General features: G+C 71.4%; 20 protein-coding genes. 11 read left to right on the top strand and 9 right to left on the bottom strand.

The genetic code is table 11. From position 1 onward, the window contains the following. Positions 1-948: an oxygenase MpaB family protein gene (locus tag DOE79_RS18665; protein WP_120339788.1), complete on the top strand. Its 948-nt coding sequence runs from the start codon at positions 1-3 to the stop codon at positions 946-948. Here DOE79_RS18665 and DOE79_RS18660 read toward each other — a convergent pair. Continuing rightward, a complete protein-coding gene (locus tag DOE79_RS18660) occupies positions 899-1870 on the bottom strand; it encodes a hypothetical protein (RefSeq protein WP_120339787.1) in 972 nt (323 codons plus the stop codon). The genes DOE79_RS18665 and DOE79_RS18660 overlap by 50 nt on opposite strands. 8 nt (positions 1871-1878) lie before the next feature. Next, positions 1879-2499 carry a MerR family transcriptional regulator gene (locus DOE79_RS18655; RefSeq protein WP_120339786.1) on the bottom strand — a complete coding sequence of 207 codons (621 nt, stop codon included), beginning with the start codon at positions 2497-2499 and terminating at the stop codon, positions 1879-1881. A 145-nt stretch (positions 2500-2644) separates the two neighbouring features. Here DOE79_RS18655 and DOE79_RS18650 point away from each other — a divergent pair, with 145 nt between their 5' ends. Next, a complete protein-coding gene (locus DOE79_RS18650) occupies positions 2645-4111 on the top strand; it encodes a SulP family inorganic anion transporter (protein WP_120340430.1) in 1467 nt (488 codons plus the stop codon). A gap of 4 nt (positions 4112-4115) precedes the next feature. On the opposite strand, the gene DOE79_RS18645 is transcribed toward DOE79_RS18650, so the two are convergent. Further along, positions 4116-5411: a M18 family aminopeptidase gene (locus DOE79_RS18645; RefSeq protein WP_120339785.1), complete on the bottom strand. Its 1296-nt coding sequence runs from the start codon at positions 5409-5411 to the stop codon at positions 4116-4118. A gap of 94 nt (positions 5412-5505) precedes the next feature. Here DOE79_RS18645 and DOE79_RS18640 point away from each other — a divergent pair, with 94 nt between their 5' ends. The 3 genes from DOE79_RS18640 to DOE79_RS18630 are packed head-to-tail and all read left to right on the top strand — an operon-like array spanning position 5506 to position 10730. Beyond that, entirely contained in the window at positions 5506-8121 is a 2616-nt protein-coding gene (locus tag DOE79_RS18640; RefSeq protein ID WP_245977011.1) for a glycoside hydrolase family 65 protein, read from the top strand. A gap of 9 nt (positions 8122-8130) precedes the next feature. Continuing rightward, positions 8131-8610, top strand: coding sequence for a PPOX class F420-dependent oxidoreductase (locus tag DOE79_RS18635; RefSeq protein ID WP_120339784.1), 480 nt, complete (start codon positions 8131-8133; stop codon positions 8608-8610). After that, complete coding sequence (locus DOE79_RS18630; RefSeq protein ID WP_120339783.1) at positions 8607-10730, top strand: RecQ family ATP-dependent DNA helicase; 2124 nt, start codon at positions 8607-8609, stop codon at positions 10728-10730. The genes DOE79_RS18635 and DOE79_RS18630 overlap by 4 nt, the downstream gene beginning before the upstream one ends. 6 nt (positions 10731-10736) lie before the next feature. Here the strand turns inward: DOE79_RS18630 and DOE79_RS18625 are convergent, their stop codons facing one another. After that, a complete protein-coding gene (locus tag DOE79_RS18625) occupies positions 10737-11741 on the bottom strand; it encodes an ADP-ribosylglycohydrolase family protein (protein WP_120339782.1) in 1005 nt (334 codons plus the stop codon). Positions 11742-11967: 226 nt separating this feature from the next. Between DOE79_RS18625 and DOE79_RS18620 the strand changes: the two genes are divergently transcribed. From DOE79_RS18620 to DOE79_RS18600, 5 genes are all read left to right on the top strand, one after another. Further along, positions 11968-12792, top strand: coding sequence for an amino acid ABC transporter substrate-binding protein (locus DOE79_RS18620; RefSeq protein WP_120340429.1), 825 nt, complete (start codon positions 11968-11970; stop codon positions 12790-12792). 20 nt (positions 12793-12812) lie between these two features. Then, positions 12813-13457 carry an amino acid ABC transporter permease gene (locus DOE79_RS18615; protein ID WP_120340428.1) on the top strand — a complete coding sequence of 215 codons (645 nt, stop codon included), beginning with the start codon at positions 12813-12815 and terminating at the stop codon, positions 13455-13457. After that, positions 13444-14241, top strand: coding sequence for an amino acid ABC transporter ATP-binding protein (locus DOE79_RS18610; protein WP_120339781.1), 798 nt, complete (start codon positions 13444-13446; stop codon positions 14239-14241). Before DOE79_RS18615 ends, DOE79_RS18610 begins: the two co-directional genes overlap by 14 nt. Before the next feature lie 60 nt (positions 14242-14301). Next, complete coding sequence (locus DOE79_RS18605) at positions 14302-15021, top strand: Pr6Pr family membrane protein (protein WP_120339780.1); 720 nt, start codon at positions 14302-14304, stop codon at positions 15019-15021. An 81-nt stretch (positions 15022-15102) separates the two neighbouring features. Then, positions 15103-15501: a hypothetical protein gene (locus DOE79_RS18600; protein ID WP_120339779.1), complete on the top strand. Its 399-nt coding sequence runs from the start codon at positions 15103-15105 to the stop codon at positions 15499-15501. Positions 15502-15504: 3 nt separating this feature from the next. Here DOE79_RS18600 and DOE79_RS18595 read toward each other — a convergent pair whose 3' ends face one another. The 4 genes from DOE79_RS18595 to DOE79_RS18580 all read right to left on the bottom strand — a co-directional run bounded on the left by DOE79_RS18595 (position 15505) and on the right by DOE79_RS18580 (position 21482). After that, positions 15505-15882, bottom strand: a complete 378-nt coding sequence (locus DOE79_RS18595; protein WP_120339778.1) for a DUF2834 domain-containing protein — start codon at positions 15880-15882, stop codon at positions 15505-15507. Positions 15883-15906: 24 nt separating this feature from the next. Then, complete coding sequence (locus DOE79_RS18590; protein ID WP_120339777.1) at positions 15907-17202, bottom strand: S1C family serine protease; 1296 nt, start codon at positions 17200-17202, stop codon at positions 15907-15909. A 75-nt stretch (positions 17203-17277) separates the two neighbouring features. Beyond that, positions 17278-20316, bottom strand: a complete 3039-nt coding sequence (locus DOE79_RS18585; protein ID WP_120339776.1) for an AAA family ATPase — start codon at positions 20314-20316, stop codon at positions 17278-17280. Next, on the bottom strand, positions 20313-21482 hold the full coding sequence (locus tag DOE79_RS18580) for an exonuclease SbcCD subunit D (RefSeq protein ID WP_120339775.1): 1170 nt from the start codon (positions 21480-21482) through the stop codon (positions 20313-20315). The genes DOE79_RS18585 and DOE79_RS18580 overlap by 4 nt, the downstream gene beginning before the upstream one ends. Positions 21483-21612: 130 nt before the next feature. Here DOE79_RS18580 and DOE79_RS18575 point away from each other — a divergent pair, with 130 nt between their 5' ends. Then, positions 21613-22350: an SDR family oxidoreductase gene (locus DOE79_RS18575; RefSeq protein ID WP_120339774.1), complete on the top strand. Its 738-nt coding sequence runs from the start codon at positions 21613-21615 to the stop codon at positions 22348-22350. A gap of 20 nt (positions 22351-22370) precedes the next feature. Here DOE79_RS18575 and DOE79_RS18570 read toward each other — a convergent pair whose 3' ends face one another. After that, complete coding sequence (locus tag DOE79_RS18570) at positions 22371-23240, bottom strand: endonuclease domain-containing protein (protein ID WP_162942849.1); 870 nt, start codon at positions 23238-23240, stop codon at positions 22371-22373. Between the last annotated feature and the right edge of the window lie 48 nt (positions 23241-23288).

Raw genomic sequence — 23288 nt, 5'->3', positions numbered from 1 at the left:
ATGAGCCGTTTTGCACAGAGCAGGGTGGCCCGGGGCTTCGTGAACAGTTGGCGGTCGCACCTGCTGGTCACCCTCTCGGGCAATGACGAGGGCCGGCCGGCCTGGGTGGGAACGATGGAGAAGGGCGACGACGCCGGCTTCTTCGGACCGGGGTCGGCCTCCTGGGCCGTGCACGGCGGCATGGCCACCATGGTCGCCGGCATCCGCGCACTGCTCATGCAGACCCTGCACCCTGGTGCCATGGCGGGTGTGCATGACTGGTCGCGTTACCGGGAGGACCCGCTCGGCCGGCTCAGCGGCACCATCCAGTGGCTGGTCACCGTGACTTTCGCCGCCACCGACCAGGCCGAGCAGGAGTCGGGGCGGGTGGGGAAGTTCCACGCCAGGGTCGCGGGCCGTTACGTCGACGCCCGCGGCGTCGAACGGGAGTACTCGGCCGGAGACCCCGAGCTGCTGTCCTGGGTGCACGTGGTCTTCACCGACGCCTTCCTGGCCAGCCACCGGCTCTGGGGCGGCCCGATCCCCGGCGGCGCCGACGCCTACGTGCGGGAGTGGGCCACGGCCGGCGAGCTCGTGGGGGTGCAGGGCGCGCCCCGCTCCGACGCCGAGCTGGCCGCGCAGCTGAAGGCCTTTTCCGACGCCGGTGTGCTGATGGGCGGCGACCGTGTCGCCGAGGCCGTGCGATTCATCCGCAAGCCGCCGCTCCGACGTGGGATGCTGCCGTTCTACCGCATCATGTTCGCCGGCGCCGTGGCCTCGATACCGGTGGAGTACCGGCGGATGCTGGGGCTGCGCCGCAGCCCGTTTCCGGTCGTGTGGGCCACGGGCGCCGTGCTCGGCCTGGTGCGGGTGCTTCTCGGCGCCTCGTCGACCTCCGAAGACGCCGCCCGAGCCCGGATCAGCCGACTGGAGTCCGCCGGCTCGGTTGCAGGTTCGGCCGGAGCGTGACCGCTATGGCGAGGGCCGCGGCGACCACCAGGGCGGCCCCGAGAGACACGACCAGCGCGCTCGGCCGCACGATCGACTCACCGGCGAGGGCCTGCCCGGTCACCAGGGCCAACACCCCCAGGTAGAGACCCACCAGTACGCGCAGCACACCGCGGCGGGCGAGCGGATGCGCCAGCAGGGTGATCCGTCTGCCCAGGACTTCCAGCAGCAGGGCCGCCAGCGGCAGCACCTGCAGGGCATGCATGCCCACGAAGTGCGGGATCCGCAGGTCGCCGGCAACGGTGCTCCAGCCGAGCACCGGCAGGCCGGGCCCGCCGTCGGCGACCCCCACGGTGTGCGCGCCCACGATGCCCTGGTAGTCGTCGAGCTGGGCCGCGGTGGGCCCGGTCATCAGGAACGCCAGTCCCATGCCCAGGAGGGCGATGAGCAGGCCGGAGCGGATGGCGAGGGCGCGCGCCGGATCGCCCAGCGCGGTGCGGAGCAGCACGATGGCGATGGGAACCGCGGCCAGCCACACGATCACGATCGACACGGCCATGATCGCCCAGAGGGCGGCATGAAAGCCGTCGGACACGTTGAAGTGGCTGGTGACGCCGGCCGCGGCCGCCCCGACGATGATGACCATCTCCACGACCAGGAAGACCGCCGCGACGGTGCCGGCCCACCAGGCCACTCGATGGGCGGATAGCCGGCGGTGGCCGGCCACCCCGCCGGGCAGCAGTCCGATCAGCCAGGACAGGGACACCGCGTAGATGCCCACCGAGAGCGCGAACTTGAGCGGCTTGGCCCACAGCGGCGCGCCCGTGACGGTGCGTGGATCGATGAGGAGGCCGAGGAGAGCGACGACAGCGAGACCGGCCATGGCCACCGCCAGCCAGAGCAGTGGGCGATGCCAGCGGATAGCCGGGGGCGCGGGGGTCATAGCGGTGCTCATCGCGGGCCTGGCGCGTATCGCGTCGAGGTGACGTGCTCCTGGGCGGCCCGGCGCAGCCCGGCGAAGAGCGCGTCGCCGAGCACGGTGCCGATGACCACCATCTCGGTCTTCGACTCACGGTCGTCCCGGACGTCGATCTCGTCGAGGTCGGCCTCGGCCACGGCGAGCGCCGCGGCCGCGTAGCCGGGCACCCAGCCGCTGAGGTCGGGCTGGCCGAGCTCGGCGAAGGTCTGCAGCACCCGGGCCGCGGCCAGACGGCCGGGGTTCTCCGGTGACACGTGCCATCCGCTCAGCACCTCGTCGACCTGGGCCACGGCGTCGGCCGAGAGGGTGGCCGGGTCGATCAGCGGCGACACCGTGCGCTGGGCGATGTCGAAGGTGTGCGCGAGGCCCAGGTCGGAGTCGATGGCATCGATCACCTGGTGGGCGGCGGCGACACTGAGGCCGCCCACCTCCAGCAGCCCCCGGATCACGCGCAGGCGGCGCAGGTGCTCGGGCCCGTACAGCGACTGGTTCGGACCGCTTCTCTCCCCCGCCGGCAGCAGCCCCTCGCGGAGGTAGTACTTGATGGTCGCCACGGGAATCCCGCTCGTGGCGCTCAGCTCAGCCATTCTCATACGGATAGTGTAACTATCCGATAGTGCAACTGTCTATACCTGGGATCGGTGACTCTGCGCATCCCGTCCCGCCGATTACAGTTGCACAGTGCCCCAACGCCCCACCGCTGCCACCACCGCTGCCACCAGCGCCGCCGCCGCGTCCATCCCCACCCCGCCCACCGTGCGTGCCACGCTGCGCAGCCCGAAGGCACTCAGCGTCGAAGTGCTCGCCGGCGTCGTGACCACCCTGGCGCTCATCCCCGAGGTGATCTCGTTCTCGATCATCGCCGGAGTCGACCCCAAGGTCAGCCTCATCGCCTCCGTCGTGCTGGCGGTGTCGATGTCGTTCCTCGGTGGCCGCTCGGCCATGATCACGGCCGCTGCCGGCGCCGTCGCCCTCGTGGTCGCACCGCTCGTCAAGGACCACGGCGTGGAGTACCTGCTGCCCGCGGTGCTGCTGGCCGGACTCGTGCAGATCCTCTTCGGCGTCACGGGCCTGGCCCGGCTGATGCGCTTCATCCCCCGGTCGGTGATGATCGGCTTCGTCAACGCGCTGGGCATCCTGATCTTCGTCGCCCAGGTGCCGCACCTCGTGGACGTGCCCTGGCTGGTCTACCCGCTGTTCGCCCTCACGGTGCTGATCGTGCTCGGCCTCCCCCGGTTCACCAAGGTCGTGCCCGCGCCCCTCGTGGCCATCGTGGTCGTCACCGCGATCGCCATGCTCGCCCACCTCGCCGTGCCCACCGTGGGCGACCAGGGCGACGTCTCCGGCGGCCTGCCCGGCATCACGCCGCTCCTCGTGCCGCTGAACCTGGAGACCCTGCAGATCATCTGGCCCACCGCCCTGAGCGTGGCGTTCGTGGGCCTGGTGGAGACCCTGCTCACCGCCAAACTCGTCGACGATATCACCGACACCCGCTCCGCCAAGGGCCGGGAGGCCTGGGCCCTCGGCATCGCGAACATGCTCGCGGGCCTCTACGGCGGGATCGCCGGTTGCGCCATGATCGGCCAGACCGTCGTGAACGTGAAGCTCGGCCGGGCCCGCACCCGCATCTCCACCTTCGTCGCCGGGGTCTTCCTGCTGCTGCTGGTCACCGCGCTCAGCGGCCTCATGGAGCAGATCCCCATGGTGGCCCTTGCGGCCGTGATGATGATCGTGGCCATCACCACCGTCAACTGGCACAGCGTGCGCCCGGCGACGCTGGGGCGGATGCCCGTGCCCGAGACCGTCGTCATGCTCACCACTGTCGCCGTCGTCGTGGCCACCCACAACCTGGCCATCGGCATCGTGGCGGGCGTGGTGCTGGCCATGGTGCTCTTCGCCCGGCGGGTGGCGCACGTGGTGAAGGTGGAGCGGGTTCTGGCCGGCGACGGCCTGTCGGTGCGCTACGCGGTGAGCGGCCCGCTGTTCTTCGGCAGCAGCAACGACCTCGTCGAGCAGTTCTCCTACGGTGTCGATCCCACGGTGGTCGACGTCGACCTCGCTCAGGCGCAGATCTGGGACGCGTCGACCGTGGCTGTGCTCGACTCGGTGGAGACCAAGTACCGCCAACACGGCGCCACCGTCACCTTCCACGGCCTCGACGAGCGCAGCCGGGCCATGCACTGCCGGCTCACCGGGCAGCTCTAGAAAGCTACGCCCCGGCGAAGAAGGCCGTGATCGCCGCGGAGAGCGAGAACGGGTCGTTCACGTGCGCCAGCTCCCTGGCCGAGTGCATCGACAGCAGCGGCACACCCACGTCCACGGTGCGGATGCCCAACCGGGTGGCGGTGAGCGGCCCGATGGTGGAGCCGCAGGGCACCGTGTTGTTCGAGACGAACTCCTGGTACGGCACGCCGGCGGCGGCGCTGCAGCGGGCCCAGAGGGACGCGCCCGCCGCATCCGTGGCGTAACGCTGATTGCCGTTGATCTTCAGCAACGGGCCGCGCCCGGCCAGGGGCAGGTTCGCCGGGTCGTGCCGCTCCGGGTAGTTGGGATGCACAGAGTGGCCGGCGTCGGCAGAGACGCACCAGGACTCCGCGAAGGCGCGCAGCCGCTCGGACACCGTCGCGCCGAGGTCGTCGCCGATGCGGCTGAGGATGTCCTCGAGCATCGGTCCGCTCGCGCCGGAGCGGGACTGCGACCCGAGCTCCTCGTGGTCGAAGGCCGCGAGCACGCTGATGGCCTCGTCGTTCTCTGAGACCTCGAGCAGGGCGGTGAGTCCGGCGTGCACCGAGGTGAGGTTGTCCATCCGGCCGGCGGCGAACAGCTCGTCGTCAAGCCCGAACCGGGCCGGCGGGTTGGTGTCGGCGGTGAGGATGTCGTAGCCGGCGACGTCCGCGCCGTCCACCCCGGCGAGCGCGGCGAGGTGCCCGATCAGGTCGGCCTGGCGCAGGTCGCCCACGCCGAAGACCGGGTTGAGGTGCCGCTGCCGGTCGAGGCTGAGCGCCTCGTTGGCGGCGCGGTCCAGGTGCACGGCCAGCTGCGGGATGCGCAGGAACGGGCCGGTGCGGACCAGGTGCTGTACCCCGTCGGTGGTGACCAGGCGGCCGGCGAGTTCGAGTTCCCGGTCCAGCCAGGAGTTGGCCAGTGGTCCCCCGTAGACCTCCACGCCGGCCTGCAGCCAGCCGTAGGAGCCGGTGGTGGGCTTGGGCTTGAGCTTGAACCCGGGCGAGTCGGTGTGCGCGCCGAGAATGCGGAACGGCGTGGTGGGCTGCGCGCCGGTGGGCTGTACCCAGGCGACGATGGCGCCGTCCCGCACCACGTAGTACCGGCCGGCACGGCCGGGGCCACGGCCCGGGTCCACCTCAGACCAGTCGTCGGCCTCGTCGCGCCGCACGAATCCGGCGGCGTCGAGCCGGCGGGCCGCCTCGGCGGCCGCATGGTAGGACGAGGGCGACGCCGTGATGAAGCCCGCGAGGTCGTCGATGTATGCCGAGAGCGAAGTCATTCCTCCATCCTCTCGCAGCTTGGCCGGCCGCACCTCGACAAGGTGCCCGTGCGGTGCAACTCTCAGGAGCGTGAGGGCGTGACAGGAGGCTGACGTGGACGAACCGGACCCGTGGGTGCTGCGCTTCGACGGGTTCGACCCCGCCGCAGAGGGGCACCGCGAGGCCCTCTGCACGCTGGGCAACGGCTACTGGGGAACCAGGGGTGCCGCGCCGGAGGCCCGCACGGACGCCGTGCACTACCCCGGCACCTACCTCGCCGGGGTCTACAACCCGCTGAGCACCGAGGTCCACGTGGGCGAGGCCGTCGGCGACGTGCTCGGCGACGCACTCGGCGCGGCAGGCGACCCGGGCATCCGCACCCCGTTCGAGCCCCCGGGCGAGGGTGCGGCGGCGGGCGCGCGGGCCGCCCATGTGCGCAACGACGAGCACATGGTGAACGCGCCGAACTGGCTCCCGCTCTGGTTCCGCACCGGCGGCGGCCCCGGCAGCAGCAGCGTGGGCGACTTCTCCGCCCCCGACACGGGCTGGTTCCATCCGGAGACCGCCGAACTGCTCGAGTACCGCCAGGAGCTGGACCTGCGCCGGGGCCTACTCACCCGGGTGCTGCGCTACCGGGACACCCGCGGCCACGTCACCCGGGTGCAGAGCCGCCGCTTCGTCTCGCAGGCCTCCCCGCACGTCGCCGTGCTCGAGACCACCTTCACGGCGGAGGACTGGTCGGGGCCGCTCACCGTGCGCTCGGCCGTCGACGGGCGGGTCGCCAACCGCAACGTGGCCGCCGACAGGCTGCTGGCCCACCTGCACCTGATGCCGCGCACGGCCCGGGAGCTGAACGAGGACTCCGTTCTCCTCGAGGTGGAGACGACCCGGTCGGGCATCCACATCGCCATGGCCGCCCGCACCCGGGCCTACGCCGGCACCGGCGCGGCCCAGGTGCGCCTGGAGCCCGCCCGCCGGTTCCTCACCGACTCCAGCCGTTGGGTCGCGCACGAGTTCGACCTCGCCCTCGAGCGCGGGGTTCCCCTGCGGGTCGAGAAGATCGTGGTGGTCAGCACCTCCAGGGACCGGGCCGTGGTCTCGGCGCCGACGGCCGTCGCCACCTGGCTGGCGCGCGTCGACGAACCGGCCACCCTGCTGGCCGCGCACGAGCGCGAGTGGCAGATCCTCTGGGACGAGTTCGCGGTGCACCTGCACAGCGGGGCACATCAGTCGCTCGCGCTCAACCTGAACACCTTCCACGTGTTGCAGACCGTGGCCGCGGTGGATGCCGATCTCGACGCCGGTGTGCCCGCCAGGGGCCTGCACGGCGAGGGCTACCGCGGGCACGTCTTCTGGGACGAGGTGTTCGTCTACCCCGTGCTCACCCTGCGCCGGCCCGACCTCAGCCGGGCGCTGCTGGGCTACCGGTACCGGCGGCTCGGCGAGGCCAGGGCCGCCGCCCGCGCGGCCGGGCACGAGGGTGCCCGCTTCCCCTGGCAGAGCGGCATCGACGGGCGCGACGTGACCCCCACCGAACTGTTCAACCCGCGCACCAACCGGTGGATGCCCGATCATTCCGGCCTGCAGCACCACGTGGGCCTTGCACTGGCCTACAGCGTCTGGGGGTACTACCAGGCCACAGGGGACGTGGACTACCTCATCGAGCAGGGTGCAGAGCTGCTGCTGGAGATCGCCCGGTTCTTCGCGAGTCTCACCGAGTACGACGAGACCGACGACCGCTACGACATCGGCGGCACGATGGGACCCGACGAGTTCCACGACGGACTGCCCGGACACCCCGGCGAGGGCCTGCGGAACAACGCGTACACGAACATCTTCGCCGCGTGGGTGTTGCGCCGGGCCGTGGACACCGTCGCCCTGCTCGAGGGCCGCTCCTGCCGGCCGCTCTGGAACCGGCTGCGGCTGCGCCCGGACGAGGTGGACACCTGGGAGACCATCGGCCGCCGGCTGCGGGTGCCTTTCCACGCCGACGGGGTGATCAGCCAGTTCGAGGGCTACGAGGGGCTCCCCGAACTGGACTGGGAACGCTACCGGGCCCAGTACGGCGCCCATGACGGGTCGCTCGGGCGGCTCGACCTGATCCTCAACGCAGAGGGTGACAGCACCAATAACTACCGGGTCGCCAAGCAGGCCGATGTGCTCATGCTGCTCTACCTGTTCTCGGCCGAGGAGCTGCGGGAGCTGATCGAGGAGCTCGGCTACTCGCTCTCGGCCGAACTGATCCGGCGCACCGTGGACTTCTACCGCCAGCGGTCCACGCACGGGTCGACGCTGAGCAACGTCGTGCACTCCTGGGTCGATGCCCGCGCCGACCGGGAACGGTCCTGGACCTCGCTCTGTGCGGCGCTGGACAGCGACATCGGCGATATCCAGGGCGGCACCACCCACGAGGGCATCCACCTGGGCGCCATGGCCGGCTCCGTCGACATGGTCGTGCGCTGTTACACAGGCCTGGAGATCCGGGACGACATGCTCTGGTTACACCCGGTGCTGCCCACCCAGCTGGACAAGATCGCCTTCAGCATCAACTATCGGGAGCAGCCGATCCGCCTGGAGGTGACTCCGGGCAACCTGCGGTTGCAGCTGCCCAGCGGTGGGGCCCGGCCGATCCGGGTGCGGGTCGAGGGCCGGGAGGCGCAGCTCTACCCGGGCCAGACCCACGACTTCCTGCTCAGCGGACCAGACGGCGCTGTCAGCGGCCACCGTTAGCCTGAGGGCATGGCCAGAAACATCGCGACCTCCACCACCGTCCCCCTGTCCGAGATGCTCGCCTTCGTGCGACCCCGGCACCGGATGCTCCTGGCCACCACCCGGGGTGACGGCCGGCCGCAGATGTCGCCGGTCTCCGGCGGCGTCGACGACGAGGGCCGCATCGTGATCTCCTCGTATCCGTCGCGGGCCAAGACCCGCAACGCCGAACGCGACCCGCAGACCTCGGTGCTGGTGCTCTCCGACGAGTGGGACGGCGCGTGGATACAGGTGGACGGCACGGCCGAGATCCTGCACATGCCGGAAGCCGGCGACGGCCTGGTCGACTACTTCCGCTGCATCGCCGGCGAGCACCCGAACTGGGACGAATACCGGGCGGCCATGACCCTGCAGAACAAATCGCTCATCCGCATCACCCCCACCAGGTGGAGCCCTGTCTCCTCCGGTGGCTTCCCGGCCGACGTGGCCGCGCGGCTCGACGCGCTGTGACCGACACACGCGAGGCAGCGCTCGACATCCTGCGCACCCTCGTCGGCCGGCCGGACGCCGACTTCCACGAGGGCCAGTACGAGGCCATCGAGACTCTCGTCGACCGCCGCCGCCGCGCCCTCGTGGTGCAGCGCACCGGGTGGGGCAAATCGGCGGTCTACTTCGTGGCCACCCTGCTGCTCCGCCGTCAGGGCGCCGGCCCCACCATCCTGGTGTCACCGCTGTTGGCGCTCATGCGCGACCAGGTGGCCGCGGCCGCCCGGGCCGGCGTGCGCGCCGTGTCGATCAACTCCGCCAACGCGCACGAGTGGACCGACGTGCTCGCAGCTCTTCGCGCCGACGAGGTCGACGTACTGCTGGTCTCCCCCGAGAGGCTGAACAACCCGTCCTTCCGCGACGAGCAGCTGCCCGCCCTTCTCGAGCGGGCCGGCCTGCTCGTGGTCGACGAGGCGCACTGCATCTCCGACTGGGGGCACGACTTCCGGCCCGACTACCGGCGGCTGCGCGACCTGATCGCGGCCATGCCGGCCGGGGTGCCGGTGCTCGCGACCACGGCCACGGCCAACAGCCGGGTGGTGACGGATGTGGCGGAGCAGGTTGCAATGGGGGTCGCAGGCTCGACCGACGGTGTCGTCACCATCCGCGGCCCGCTCGCCCGCGCGTCGCTGCGGCTGGGCGTGCTGCGGCTGCCCGACTCCCGGGCCCGGCTGGCCTGGCTGCTCAGCCACCTGGCCGAGCTGCCCGGCAGCGGCATCATCTACACCCTCACGGTCTCCGCCGCCGAAGACACCGCCCGGCTGCTGCGGGAGGCCGGGCACGCCGTGCGGGCCTACACCGGCCAGACCGACACCACCGAACGCGAGGAATCCGAGGGGCTGCTCAAGGCCAACCAGGTGAAGGCCCTCGTGGCCACGAGCGCCCTGGGCATGGGGTTCGACAAGCCCGACCTGGGCTTCGTGCTGCACCTGGGCGCCCCCAGCTCCCCCGTCGCCTACTACCAGCAGGTGGGCCGCGCCGGCCGCGCCACCGAGAACGCCGACGTGCTGTTGCTGCCCGGTGTGGAGGACGAGGCCATCTGGCAGTACTTCGCGACGTCGTCGATGCCGAGCCAGAACAAGGCCGAGGCCGTCCTGTCCGCGCTGCACGCCCACGGCGGCGCCCCGCTGTCGACGCCGGCCCTCGAGGCCAGGGTGGACCTGCGCCGCTCCCCGCTGGAGCTGCTGCTCAAGGTGCTCGACGTGGACGGCGCCGTGCGCCGGGTCAGCGGCGGCTGGGTGGCCACCGGGCAACCGTGGGTCTACGACCGCGACCGCTACGAGCGCATCGGCGCGGCCCGGCTCACCGAGCAGAACGCCATGCTCGACTACGAACGCATCACCGGGTGCCGCATGGAGTTCCTGCAGCGCGCCCTCGACGACGACACCGCGGTGCCCTGCGGCCGCTGCGACAACTGCGCCGCACCCTGGTACCCCACCGACGTGTCGGCCTCGGCCGCGAGCACGGCCGGGTCGGCCCTCGACCGGGTGGGCGTGGCGCTCGACCCGCGCGCCCAGTGGCCCACCGGCGCCGACCGGCTGGGCGTGAGCGCCAAGGGCCGCATCGACCCCGGCGACCGGATCCTCGGCGGTCGCTCCCTCGCCCGGCTCACCGACCTGGGCTGGGGCAACACCCTGCGCGAGGTGTTCGCCCCGGGCACCCCGGATGCGCCGGCCTCGGCGGCGCTCACGGCCGCCTGCGTACGGGTCCTCGCCGAATGGGGCTGGGCCGAGCGGCCCGTGGGCGTGGTGGCCATGCCGTCACGGTCGCATCCGCAGCTTGTGGCCTCGGTGGCCGCCGAACTCAGCCGGGTGGGCCGGCTGCCCTTCCTGGGCTCCCTCGACCTGGTCGGGACGGGACCGACGGGCGACTCGGGCGGCAACAGCGCCTACCGCCTCTCCAGTGTGTGGGGCGGCTTCGAGGTGGGCGCAGAGCTCGCGGCCGGCCTCGCCGACGCCACCGGTCCGGTGCTGCTGGTCGACGACCTCGCCGACAGCCGGTGGACCCTCACGGTGGCCGGGCGGCTGCTACGACGCGCCGGAGCACCCGCCGTGCTCCCGTTCACGCTGGCATTGCGCTCGTAAGGTTCTTCACCTCACGACGTGGAGCCGAAAGCTCTCCCGTTCGCCCGCGTCGTTGGTGTCGTGGCCGTGCGCGGCGAGCACCGACAGCCGCACCAGGTCGGCCCCGCGCAGCCCCGGCCAGCCCTGCACCAGGCGGCGCCATTCGCTCGGCACCGCCGCGAGACCCCACCGGGCCGCCAGCAGCGCACCGGCGACGCCGGCCACGGCGTCGGTGTTTCCGCCGCCGCGCACCGCGGCCTCGACACCCCGGCGGTATTGGCCGGCATCCGTGGCGTCGGTGTGCACGATGGCCGACCAGGCGCCCTGCAGCGCCTGCACCACCCAGCCGTTGCGGGTGAAGTCGCGCGGCTCGCGGCGTTCCGCGTGCCCGATCCGAGCCGACCAGAGTTCCCGCCGGCCCGGCGACAGCGTGCCGAGGCCCACGCGCAGGTCCAGCTCGCCTTCCAGCACGGCGTGGCGGATCGCGAGGCCCCAGAGTACGCAGGCGTCCCCCGCGTCCGTCTCACAGTGAGTGAGTTCGCTCAGCCCGCGGGCGGCGTCGGCGAGGGCGTCAGCGTCGTGCAGGTAGGCCAGAGCCACCGGGGCGGTGCGCAGCAGGCACCCGTTCCCGGCGCTGCGGCCGATGCGGTCATGCTGTTCCCTGGCGGCCCGGCGCACCCCCTCCGCCGCAGACTCGCTCGTGGAGCGCCCGGACAGCGCCGCCGCCAGCTGCAGGCCCGCGAACGGCGCCGTGGTGGACCAGTCCAGCCACTCGGCCACGATGAGGTCGAGGGTGGACTCGTCACGCAGGTCGAGACCGTCGGCCGCGGCCCGGGCCACGGGAACGGCCAGAGCCGTGTAGTCGGTCCACTCCCCACGCGCCCAGTGCGCGCCTCCGCCGCCGCGCATTCCCACCGCTGCGGTGGGTGGCATCGGCCCGGCGAAGTCGTACCCGGCACCCAGGGCGTCGCCGCAGGCCATGCCGAGCAGCACAGCAGAGGAACGATCGTGTTGTTGAATCGACAGTTTCACGCGTACTCCTTCGGGTTGAGTGCGACCGCGGCAGCATATGCCGAAAATCGGTCTCCCGACAGGTGCCCGGCTGCGCGCGAACGGGGGCCACCGCCGTCATGCGGCGACTCGGAATATCACCGGGGCCGCCGGACTTGTTAACCTCGGGGTGTGCCTTCCCACGACGAAGCTGCACCTTCGAACACCGCCACCAGCTCCCATGATCAGCAATTGGATGAACATTCACATGAAGCGTCACCTCGTCTCCGCCACCGTCCTCACCCTCGCCGCAGCGGTGGCCCTGGCCGGCTGCAGCGCCTCCGCGGGTGACTCCGGCGCGTCCGCCGGCTCCACGACAGGCACGGACGACTCGCTGAGCTCGGTTCTCGAGTCCGGCACGCTGACGATCGGCACCGAGGGCACCTACCGGCCGTTCTCGTACCACGCCGACGGCTCCGGCGACCTCACCGGCTACGACGTCGAGGTGGCCACGGCCGTCGCCGACCAGCTGGGCGTCACAGCGAAGTTCGAAGAGACCCAATGGGACGCCATCTTCGCCGGCCTCGAGGCCGGCCGGTTCGACACCATCGCCAACCAGGTCTCGATCACCCCCGAGCGCGAGGCGGCCTACGCCTTCTCCGCCCCGTACACCTACTCCACCGGCGTCATCGTCGTGCCGTCCGACAACACCTCGATCACCTCCTTCGACAGCCTGAGCGGAAAGACCACGGCCCAGTCGCTCACCAGCAACTGGTACACCCTGGCCACCGAGAGCGGCGCCACCGTGCAGTCCGTGGAGGGCTGGGCCCAGTCGGTCGCCCTCGTCGAGCAGGGCCGTGTGGACGCCACCGTGAACGACAAGCTCACCTACCTCGACTACAAGAAGCAGACCGGCGCTTCCGGTCTGAAGATCGCCGCCGAGACCACCGACCGGTCGGAGAGCGCCTTCGCCTTCGCCCAGGGAGGCACGGCCCTGGCCGACGCCGTGACGGATGCTCTCGCCACCCTGAGCGCCGACGGCACCCTGGCCACGATCTCGGACACCTACTTCGGGGCCGACGTCTCGAAGTGAGCCAGTCCACCTGGCAGTTGATGCTCGATTCGCTGTGGCCGTTGCTCCACGGCGCCATCACGGGAACCATCCCGCTGGCGCTGTCGTCGTTCGCGATCGGGCTGGTGCTCGCCCTCGGGCTCGCGCTGATGCGCCTGTCGCGGCGGCGCTGGCTCTCCTCGATCGCCCGCGTTTACATTTCGGTGGTGCGCGGCACACCGCTGCTCGTACAGCTGTTCGTGATCTTCTACGGCTTGCCGTCGCTCGGCATCGTGATCGACCCGTGGCCCAGCGCCATCGTGGCTTTCTCCATCAACGTGGGCGGCTACGCGGCCGAGGTCATCCGCGCCGCGATCCTCTCAGTGCCCAAGGGGCAGTGGGAAGCGGCGTACATGATCGGCATGTCGCACCAGCGCGCCCTCACCCGGATCATCCTGCCGCAGGCCGCCCGGGTGTCGGTGCCGCCCCTGTCGAACACCTTCATCAGCCTCGTCAAGGACACCTCCCTGGCCTCCCTGATCCTCGTCACCGAGCTGTTCCGTGAGGCGCAGCAGGTGGCAGCGTTCAGCCAGCAGTTCATGGCCCTGTACCTGGAGGCCGCGCTGCTCTACTGGGTGATCTGCCTGGTGCTCTCCAGCGGCCAGGGCGTGCTCGAAAAGCGATTGGACCGCTATGTCGCCCACTGACCAGAATCTCCTGACCGTCCGCGGCCTGCAGAAGAGCTTCGGCGCCAACCGGGTGCTCACCTCGATCGACCTCACGGTGGCCAGGGGCCAGGTGCTCGCCCTGATCGGGCCGTCCGGGTCGGGCAAGACCACCGTGCTGCGGTGCCTGAACGGGCTCGAGGTCGCCGACGGCGGCCGCATCGAGATCGCCGGGGCGGATGCCACGGCCACGGCCATCGACTTCGACGCGGCGACCGCCGCGGGCAAGCCCGTGCCCCGGAAGGCCCTCGGCGCCCTGCGCGACCAGTCGGCCATGGTCTTCCAGCACTACAACCTGTTCCCGCACAAGACCGTGCTGGAGAACGTGATGGAGGGTCCGGTCATCGTGCAGCGGCGCCCCCGCGCCGAGGTCGAGGCCGAAGCCCTCCAGCTGCTCACCCGGGTCGGCCTGATCGACAAGAAGGACAGCTACCCGTTCGAGCTCTCCGGTGGCCAGCAGCAGCGGGTCGGCATCGTGCGCGCCCTGGCGCTGCGCCCCGCCCTGCTGCTCTTCGACGAACCCACCAGCGCCCTGGACCCCGAGCTCGTGGGCGACGTCCTGCGACTGATCAAAGAGCTGGCCGCCGAGGGCTGGACCATGGTCATCGTGACACACGAACTCGAATTCGCCCGGGAGGTGGCCAGCGAGGTCGCCTTCGTCGACGGCGGCACCATCGTCGAGCACGGCGACCCCCGCCAGATGCTGCGCCACCCGCAGCACGAACGCACCCGCCAGTTCCTGCACCGGCTGCTGTTCCCGTTCTAGCCCCGTCCGCTCCAGCCTGTCCAACCGGGCGGGTCAGGGGTGGTGCCCTAACCTGAACAGATGAGTTCTGCAGCACCCGCCGAGGCCCCGATCGACAGCCTGACCTCCCGCCAGACGGACCGTCCCACCCCCGTACGACGCACCGTGGGAGTCCTGCGGATCCTCCTGGCCCTGGTGGTGCTGGCGGCGATCGTCACGCAGATCAGCGACGAGCTCCTGCACGACGCCTTCGACCCGGCCGCCTACTTCGGCTACTTCACCATCCAGTCCAGCCTGATGAACGTGGTCGTCCTCGCGGTCGGCGGCGTCCTCGCCCTCCGCCTGGCCGCCGAGCCCGAGCTGCTGGCCCGGGTGCGGATGTCCACGCTCAGCTACGCCGTGATCACCGGCGTCGTCTACAACCTGTTGCTGCGCAACCTGCCGTCGGACGGCAGCTACGTGGGCATCAGCTGGCCCAACGAGGTGCTGCACGTCTGGGCGCCCGCCCTGATCCTGCTGGACTGGCTGTTGGCTCCCGGGCGCCCGGCCCTGGCCTGGAAGCGCATCTGGTTCGCGCTCATCTACCCGCTCACCTGGCTGGCCTACGCGCTGCTGCGCGGCACGTTCACCGACTGGTGGACCTACCCGTTCCTCAACCCCGGCGAACCCGGCGGCTGGCCGTCGGTGCTGCTCTACATCCTGGTGATCGCCGCCGTCATCATCGGCATCTCGGCCGGCGCGATCGGCCTGAGCCGGCTGGGGCGAGCTGAGCGCACCCGGTGGGCCCCCGACCCGGCCTGATCCGGTCGGCCTTCACCTCCCGTTCACCCCGATGGGGCAGACTGTCCCGATTCGCACGTTCGTGAACTTCGGGAGGGCACCATGACCAGTCCAGTCACAGACTCCGGCCGCATCGGCGCCGGCGGCGCATACGCCGATCTCATCGCCCACGACGGCCAGCTGCTCGCCGGAGCCGTCGCGGTGATAGCCGCCGGCGACGGGCCGCTCGTGGTGCACGGCCCCGGTGCCGAGCACCACACCGGGCTGGTGCTCGCCCTGGCCTTCCTGGCCGCCGGCGTATCCGAAGACGAGGCCGTGGCGGCCGCGCTCACCGCCGAACCGCATCCGGCTGCGCTCCGCCAGGCCCTGGCCGATGTCGCCGCACTCGGCGGCGTAGAGCCCTACCTGTTGCGGAACGGGCTCACGGTGACCCATTTCCTCGCCCTCCGCGAGCGTTTCGCGGGCGACGACGCCGGTTTCGCGGCGGGAGACGTGAGCTGAGGGCTACCGGCTGAGCACCAGCCGGCGCTCCCTCAGCGCGAGGAACAGCGGGAAGACGAAGGCGAAGGCCGTCACCAGGCCGAGCAGGACGTAGGCCCAGCCTGCCCGCATGCCCAGGCGACGCGCCTCGACGATGATCAGGATGCTGCCGGCGATGGCCGTGACCAGCAGATCCGTGGTGAGCGACGAGACGGCCGGTCCGCTCATGGTCCAGTCGCCGATGAAGTCGCTGGCCTGCACGATGGCCTGGATGTTCCAGGTCCAGGTGCCGATCAACCCGACGACGGCCAGGGCCAGGTAGACGAAGACGAGGGTGGTCCAGCCGGCGCTGGCTGGTCGGGCTGTGGGCTGGGCTGCGGGTTCTGTGTGTGGGCTGGTCATGAACCCAGTGTGCCGCGATCTGGGTCAGGCCGCCGGGCCGGCGATGAGCGTGGCGGCGGCGCTGTGCGTGGTGCCCGAGGCATCCACCCAATCGATGGTCACGGTGTCGCCCGGGCTGTGGGCGGCGAGCAGCTCGGACAGTGCCGTGGCCGTGGCGACGGCGGTCCCGTCGACGGCCGTGATGGTGTCGCCGGCGGCGAGGCCGATCGTGGCGGCCGGGGTGTCGGCGATGACGCCCGCGACGCCTGCTCCTGCTGTGGCGGTGGCGGTGGTTGTCCTGGTGGAGGTGGCCGAGCTCAGGCCGATGCCGAGGAAGGCCGGGTAGCCGACGGTGATGCTGTCGGTGTCGACCCCGCTGGCCACAGCGGCGTCGATGGCGTCAACGATCTCGAGGGCGTCCTCGATCGGGATGGCGTAGCCGGTGATGGTGGTGCTGCCCGAGGAGGCGGCGGTGTCGATGCCGACCACCTCGCCGTCGGCGTCGTAGAGCGGCCCGCCGGATTCGCCCGACTCGATGTCGGCATCCACCTCGATGAGGCCGGTGAGGTCTTCGGCGTTGGTGCCGTCGGAGTCCTGTGCGGTGATGGACTGTTCGAGGCTGAGCACGGTTCCCGCGGCGGCCGTGAGGGATCCGGTGCCGCCGGCGTTGCCCACTCCCGTGACCGCGTCGCCGACGGCGACCTCGCCGGTGGTGTCGAGGTCGGCCGTGGCGAGGCCGCTTGCGCCGACGAGTTCGAGCACGGCGATGTCTTCGGTGGCGTCGGTGCCGACCACCTCCGCGGTGTAGTCGGTGCCCGTGGAGACCACGGTGACGGTGATGCTGGTGGCGCCCTCCACGACGTGGTTGTTGGTGAGGATGCGGCCGTCGGAGGTGAGGATGAGCCCCGTGCCGGCGGCCTCGGAGCTCTCGTAGCCGAGTACCGTGTCGATGACGACGACGCCCACGGACTGCGCGGCCGTGGCCGTGGTGGTGTCGAGAGTGGCGGATCCTCCCCCGCCGGAGCGTCCCGACGGGGCGCCGTAGCCCTGGCCCTCGTAACCCTGACCTCCGTACCCCTGGCCTCCGTAGACCTGAGCGGTGGGGTCCTGGGTGGTGGCGGTGGTCTCCGACCGGGTGGTCGTCTCGGCTGCGGCCGCGGTGCGCTCGATCGCGCGCGCGGCAGAGTAGAGGCCGGTTCCCGTGGCGCCCACGACGAGGGCCGCGGCCAGCCCCATGGCGACGATGTCGCCGGTGCGCCACCGCGGACGGTGGTGGGTCTCGGGTGCCGGGTGGGTCTCGGTTGCCGCGTGGTTCTCGGGTGCCGTGCCGGGCTCGCTCATGACTGTGTCCTTTCCTGGGGCGACCGGGAACCGTTCGCGTCTGGAATCAGACAAGCCGTCGAAGCTATGGAGGAGCTATGACAGAGCCACGGAGGTCCTGTCGATCTCGCTGTAGCCCTGGGGTGTCACCCGGATCTGCAGCTTCGCCGGGATCTGCTCCTTCATCGACTCGACGTGGCTGATCAGGCCGATCGTGCGCCCGCCGGCCCGCAGGCTGTCGAGGGTGCTCATGGCCGTCTCGAGCGTTTCGGCGTCGAGGGAGCCGAATCCTTCGTCCACGAAGAGGGTGTCCAGGGTGATGCCGCCGGCCTGGTTGGAGACCACCTCGGCCAGTCCGAGGGCCAAGGCGAGCGAGGCCAGGAAGGTCTCGCCGCCGGACAGGGAGTGCGTGGCCCGCGCGCGTCCGGTGTGTTCGTCGCGGATCGCCAGGCCCAGCCCGGCCTGGCTGCCGCGGTACTGCAGGGCGTCGTCGTGCTCGAGGGCGTAGCGGCCGCCGGTCATGGTGCGTAGCCGGTTATTGGCTGCCGCGATGATCTCTTCGAGCTGGGCCGCGAGCACGTAGGTCTCGAGCTTCATGCGCTTGGTGTTGGGGTCGTCGCCGTGCACCACGGCCGCGAGCTGGCGCACCTGCGCCTGCGTGGCCAGCAGGTCGGCGGCCCTCTTTAGGCGGGCGCGCGCATCCGCCACCAGAACGGTGAGCGCCGTGCGGCGCTCCCGCAGCGACTCGCGCCGGGTCAGGGCCTCGTCGCGCGCGACGGCGGCTGCGTCCCGGACGTTCCGCAACGGCTCCAGGTCGATGGGGTCGTCGGGCAGCCCGGCGAGATCGGGTTCGGCGAGCACACCGCGGGTGGCGGCGAGCTCGTCGTCGTAGGCCCGGATGCTGCGCTCGTGCCGCTCGATGGCTGCGGGTGCCAGGCGCGCGGCCAGGGCCTCGGCCTCATCGGTGAAGCCCTCCTCGCCGAGCTGGCGGCCCAGGGCGTCGGTGGCGGCTCGTTCGGCGCCGCGGGCCGTGGCGGCGGCGGCCAGGGCGTCGGCCAGCGCCCGGGCGGCGTCGAGTTCGGCCTGCAGCCGATCGGACCTGTCGGTGACGCTGTCGAAGCCGGCCCGGTGCAGGCGCACCCGGGCGGCCAGGCCGTCCCGCTCGCTGCGCTGCCCGGCCAGGTGCACCGTGGTCTCGTCCCGCGCCAGCTGCAGCGGGGCCAGGGCGGACTGGGCCTCGTCCTGGTCGGCACGGAGCCGGGCGAGTTCGGCCTCGAGTCCCCGGATACGGTCGCGGTGGCCGGCGGCCGTGGCCAAGGCCTCCTGCGCGGTGCGGAGCGCACCGTCGAGGTCGTCGGAGTCGCGGGTTCCGGCGCGCGTCTGCGCCTCGGTGAGCAGGGTCGCCACGGTCTGGGAGGCTGTGCGGGCGTCGTCGACGGCGGCCTGGCGCTGGGTCATCAGGCGCCGGGCGGCGGCCAGGTCGGCCTCGGTGACCGGCTCGGTCTCTTGCGGCTTCGGCGCGGGGTGTTCCGTCGATCCGCAGACCGTGCACGGTTCGCCGTCGACGAGTCCGGCGGCCAGCTCGACGGCGAAGCCGCCCAGCCGGCGGTCGACGAGGTCCTGGTAGGCCTGGGCGGCGGCCGTGTTCGCCGCCACGGCTTCACGCTCGGCCCGGTGCACGCCCACGAGCTCGGTGTCGAGCCTTTGCATGTCCTCGGCCGCGGCGAGTGCCTCCTTCGCGCGCGCCACGGCGGCCTCCGCGGTGGCGGCCTGGGCGCCGCCGAGGCTGGCCACGGCGAGGGCGTCGGTGGCGGCCACGATGCGTTCCGGCAGGGCCAGGAGTGACAACCGGGCCTGCTCGAGGGCTTCGGACTGCTCGGCCGCCTGCTGCTCGAGGGCGCTGATCTGCGCTTCGAGCTGCGGCAGCCGAACCTCGTCGGCGAGTACGTCGGCCAGGCCGCCGAGCTGGCGGAGCCTGTCGTCGATCACCAGAGTCAGGGCTGCTGCATCGGCATCCCCATCGCCATCGCCATCAGCTTCCGCGAGCAGTCGCCGCCACGCCGCCCGTGCTGTGGCCTCGATACCGTCGGCCGCGGTGACCTGCTCCCGCGTATCCGCCAGGGCGCGCACCTGCGGCCAGACGCGGGCGGCCCGCTCGGCCAGGCGCAGGGTCTCGCGCACGGCGGCGATCTCGCCGGCGCGTTCCTCGAGGGCAGCCAGGGTGCGCTCGGCCGTGTCCCGGCGGTCCTGGCGGCGGCGGCGGTCCTCGGCGTCCGCGCAGTCGAGCGTGGCTGTCGCCAGCGCGGCGGCGGCGGTCTCGGCGCGCCGGGTCGCCGCTGCGAGGCGGGTCTCCACAGAATGCAGTCCGGCCAGGAACCAGTCCAGGTCGGGCCGATCGGGGCCGGACAGATCAGCGGCGTCATCGGCGTCATCGGCGTCATCGGCGTCAACCTCAGCGTCGTCCGCCCGGTGGAGCTGGCGCAGCGCGGACTCCACGAGGGCGGCGATGTCGCGGTTCACGGCGGCCAGGTCGTCGTCGAGCACCTTGCGGCGCGAGATGAGCACGGCCTCGAGCTGTTGGAACCGCAGCGTGCCGAACAGGGTGCGGAGCACCGTCAGCCGGTCGTCGGTCTTGGCCAGCAGGAACCGCTGGAACCGGTTCTGCGCGAGCAGGATCACCTGCAGGAACTGATCCTTCCGAAGCGGCAGGATCAGGTCGAGCTCCTGGGCGACGTCCACGGGCTTGGCCGCCAGGCCCTCCCAGCCGTCGGCGCCGAGCCGCTCGAGACGGGCCTCTGGTTTGGCCGGCGTGGTGCCCGTGCCGCGCTTCTTGGGCTTGTCGTAGGCCGGGGTGCGGTAGAGCCGATAGGTCTGGGCGCCGAGGGTGAACTCGACCTCCACGAAGCTGGGGTCGTCGGGGTCGCAGTGGTCGCTGCGCAGGCGCAGTTCGCTGCCGTCGAAGCGGGGAACCGACCCGTAGAGGGCGAAGCAGATGGCGTCGAGGATGCTCGACTTGCCCGCTCCGGTCTTGCCGGTGATGAGGAAGATGCCGTCGGCGTCGAACGTGGTGAAGTCCACGTGTTGCTCGTTCTTGTACGGGCCGAACCCGGCCAGGCGCAGCCCGGTGATCTTCACGAGGACGCCATGTCCGCGCGCGCCGTCTCGGTGCGCGCGGTCTCGGCCAGCACGTCGGCGACGAGGTCGTGCTCGAACTCGGTCAGGCCCACCCCGTTCCGCACGAACTCCAGGAACCCGTCCACGATGTCCCGGTCGCTCTTCCGGTGCACGCGCGCGGCGTAGCTCGACGCATCCGCCGCCACCTGCACCGTGGGCCGGTGCTCGAGCGTGACGCAGTAGGGGAACCGCTTCTGCAGTGTGCGCATGCCGTCGAGGGGACGCACCCGGTCGGTGAGCACCGCGGCGACCCAGTCCTGCTCGGCGGCTGCGAAGGTGTCGTCGGTGACAAGGTCCTCGAGGTCGCCGGTGAGCACGGTCAGGCGGCGGGGCACCGGCAGGTCCACCCATTCCACCTCGGCCAGGCCGGTCTCGTCGAGGTCGACGAGCCAGCCGCCGCGGGGCTTGTCGGCCTCGGCGAAGGAGTAGTGCAGCGGGGCGCCCGAATACCGCACCCGGTCGGTGATGCGGGCGCGGCCATGGATGTGGCCGAGAGCCACATAGTCGGGGCCGTCGAAGACCGCGGCCGGCACCAGGTCGAGGCCGCCGGCGCTGATGTCGCGCTCCACGTCGCTCGCCGACACACCGGCGGCGAAGCAGTGCGAGAGCACCACGGAGCGGCCGCCCCGCTCGGCCAGGTCGGCGCGAACCTGCCGCATGGCCAGCCCCAGCACCTGCTCGTGGGTCTTGAGGAGTTCGTCGGGGTAGTGGTGGCGCACCAGCGCCGGCTCGAGGAACGGAATGCCGTAGAAGTGCACCGGACCGTGTTCGTCGTCGATGCTGACGGGTGTGCGGTATTGGTCGAAACGGGTGACCACGTGGATGCCGGCCAGCGCGGTCCACTCCGACTGGAAGCCCAGGCGCGTGGCGGAGTCGTGGTTGCCGCTGGTCATCACGACGCGGGCCCCGGTGGCGTGCAGCTTGGCCAGGGTGCCGCCCAGCAGGGCGTAGCTGTCGGCCGAGGGCATCGCCGAGTCGAAGATGTCGCCGGCGACCGCGACCACATCGACGTGTCGGTCGCGCACGATGTCGACGAGGGCGTCGAGCACGACGCGCAGGTGGTCGAGCGTCTGGTGTGTGTGGAAGGTGCGCCCGATGTGCCAGTCACTCGTGTGCAGGATCTTCATGTCTTCCACGCTACCGTCGGCCACCGACACGGCCCGTCCGGCACGGCGGGGTGGCCCATGACGCGTGTACATTGCCCGGCAACAGGACGGTACCGACAGAACAGTACCGAGAGAACAGGGAGGATGCGCCATGGCACGTGTCAGCGGAAAGGTCGCACTCATCAGTGGCGGAGCACGGGGGCTCGGCGCCGCCATGACCCGGCGCCTCGTGGAGGAGGGCGCGCGGGTGGTTGTGGGCGATGTGCTCGACGAGGACGGCGCGGCCCTCGTGGCCGACCTCGGCGACGCCTGCCGGTTCGTACACCTGGACGTCACGCGCGCGCAGCACTGGGACAACGCCGTCGCGGCGGCCGTGTCCGAATTCGGCGGCCTCGACGTGTTGGTCAACAACGCCGGCATCGTGAACTTCGGCTCGATCGAGGAGTACACCCTCGAGGCTTGGAACAGCATCATCGCGGTCAACCTCACCGGAGTGTTCCTCGGCATCAAGGCCGCCGTTCCCGCGATCATCCGCTCGTCGGCGGGGTCGATCATCAACGTCTCGTCGACCGCCGGGCTGCAGGGCTACGAGGCCCTGCCCGGCTACGTCGCGGCCAAGTTCGGGGTGCGCGGGCTGACCAAGGCCGTGGCGCTGGATCTGGGCAGGTACAACGTACGGGTGAACTCGGTGCACCCTGGCGCCATCGCCACGCCTATGACCGAGGGACTCGACCTCCCGCAGAAGCATGTGGCGCTGCACCGGGTGGGCGAGCCCGTGGAGGTGGCGAACCTGGTGCTGTTCCTGGCCAGCGACGAGTCGAGCTTCTCCACCGGTGCCGAGTTCCTCACCGACGGTGGCGAGCTGAGCGGACTCTCGCACTACGAGTAGAAGCGTCACGAGTAGAGCCGTCATGGGGCCCACCCGCGGTCCCGCAACCGACGGGCGATGCGCGCCACCAGGGCCGCCGGGTCGTGCAGGTCGTCGTCGGTGAACTGCAGCACCTGCCAGCCGTTGTCTTCGAGGCGGCCGATGCGGCGGATGTCGGAGCGCCACTGCGCCCGATCGGTGCGGTGGTGGTCGCCCTGGTACTCGAGGAACAGCTTGTAGTCGGGGTAGACGAGGTCGCCGCGGGCCAGGAACCGGCCCTGGGGGTCGAACGCCCGGTAGTTGCACTCGGGTTCGGGCAGGCCGGCGAGCACGATGATGACGCGGAGCACCGACTCGCGCGGCGACTCCGAGCGGGTGCGCAGCAGCGGCAGGGCGGCCCGGGCCCGGGCCAGGCCCCTGCGGCCGGGGTAACGCGCCAGCGCATCGGCGAGCTCACCCCGGGTGAGAATCGGAGACTCCCAGTACAACAGGTGGTCACCGACGGCCACCAGTTCCGCCAGGGTGAGCAGCGCCGCGAGATCCAGCCAGGTGCGCGCCGGACCGGTGAGACGCAGTGGACCGCGGTCGACGAGATCGTCCGGATCGATGCGCAGACTGTGGCCGACGACATCGCGCCTGTCCATGGCCGGAGCCGGGGCAGGGACACCGACATGAACCGGACGCACTCGCGCAAACCGGGATGGCACGGGCAGGCGGAGCAGGAGAGCGGCCGTGCCGTGGGTGAAGAAAGCGTCGGGAGGCATCCGCACCAGGAGCGCCGTGCAGAGCCTCTCCAACTGCGTGACACCGCCAACCTGACCGCCCGGTTCGTCCGGCGAGGGCAGCGCCGGGGTACGGATGCCCCAGAAGGGGCGGTCGAGGTCGCCGCTGCGCAATCGGGAACGACTCACTCCGGCCTCGCGGGCGTCACCAACCCGAAAGGCACGGTCCGCCCAGCC

The organism is Cryobacterium soli (assembly GCF_003611035.1).
Taxonomy (GTDB): domain Bacteria; phylum Actinomycetota; class Actinomycetes; order Actinomycetales; family Microbacteriaceae; genus Cryobacterium; species Cryobacterium soli.
Note: the sequence above shows the minus strand (reverse complement) of the source record. Positions and strands in the feature narration are given on the sequence as shown.

Coding starts and splice junctions, on each gene's coding strand:
- DOE79_RS18665 (WP_120339788.1), top strand. CDS start 1: ATGAGCCGTTTTGCACAGAGCAGGGTGGCCCGGGGCTTCGTGAACAGT.
- DOE79_RS18660 (WP_120339787.1), bottom strand. CDS start 1,870: ATGACCCCCGCGCCCCCGGCTATCCGCTGGCATCGCCCACTGCTCTGG.
- DOE79_RS18655 (WP_120339786.1), bottom strand. CDS start 2,499: ATGAGAATGGCTGAGCTGAGCGCCACGAGCGGGATTCCCGTGGCGACC.
- DOE79_RS18645 (WP_120339785.1), bottom strand. CDS start 5,411: ATGACTTCGCTCTCGGCATACATCGACGACCTCGCGGGCTTCATCACG.
- DOE79_RS18635 (WP_120339784.1), top strand. CDS start 8,131: ATGGCCAGAAACATCGCGACCTCCACCACCGTCCCCCTGTCCGAGATG.
- DOE79_RS18620 (WP_120340429.1), top strand. CDS start 11,968: ATGAAGCGTCACCTCGTCTCCGCCACCGTCCTCACCCTCGCCGCAGCG.
- DOE79_RS18615 (WP_120340428.1), top strand. CDS start 12,813: ATGCTCGATTCGCTGTGGCCGTTGCTCCACGGCGCCATCACGGGAACC.
- DOE79_RS18610 (WP_120339781.1), top strand. CDS start 13,444: ATGTCGCCCACTGACCAGAATCTCCTGACCGTCCGCGGCCTGCAGAAG.
- DOE79_RS18605 (WP_120339780.1), top strand. CDS start 14,302: ATGAGTTCTGCAGCACCCGCCGAGGCCCCGATCGACAGCCTGACCTCC.
- DOE79_RS18600 (WP_120339779.1), top strand. CDS start 15,103: ATGACCAGTCCAGTCACAGACTCCGGCCGCATCGGCGCCGGCGGCGCA.
- DOE79_RS18595 (WP_120339778.1), bottom strand. CDS start 15,882: ATGACCAGCCCACACACAGAACCCGCAGCCCAGCCCACAGCCCGACCA.
- DOE79_RS18590 (WP_120339777.1), bottom strand. CDS start 17,202: ATGAGCGAGCCCGGCACGGCACCCGAGAACCACGCGGCAACCGAGACC.
- DOE79_RS18580 (WP_120339775.1), bottom strand. CDS start 21,482: ATGAAGATCCTGCACACGAGTGACTGGCACATCGGGCGCACCTTCCAC.
- DOE79_RS18575 (WP_120339774.1), top strand. CDS start 21,613: ATGGCACGTGTCAGCGGAAAGGTCGCACTCATCAGTGGCGGAGCACGG.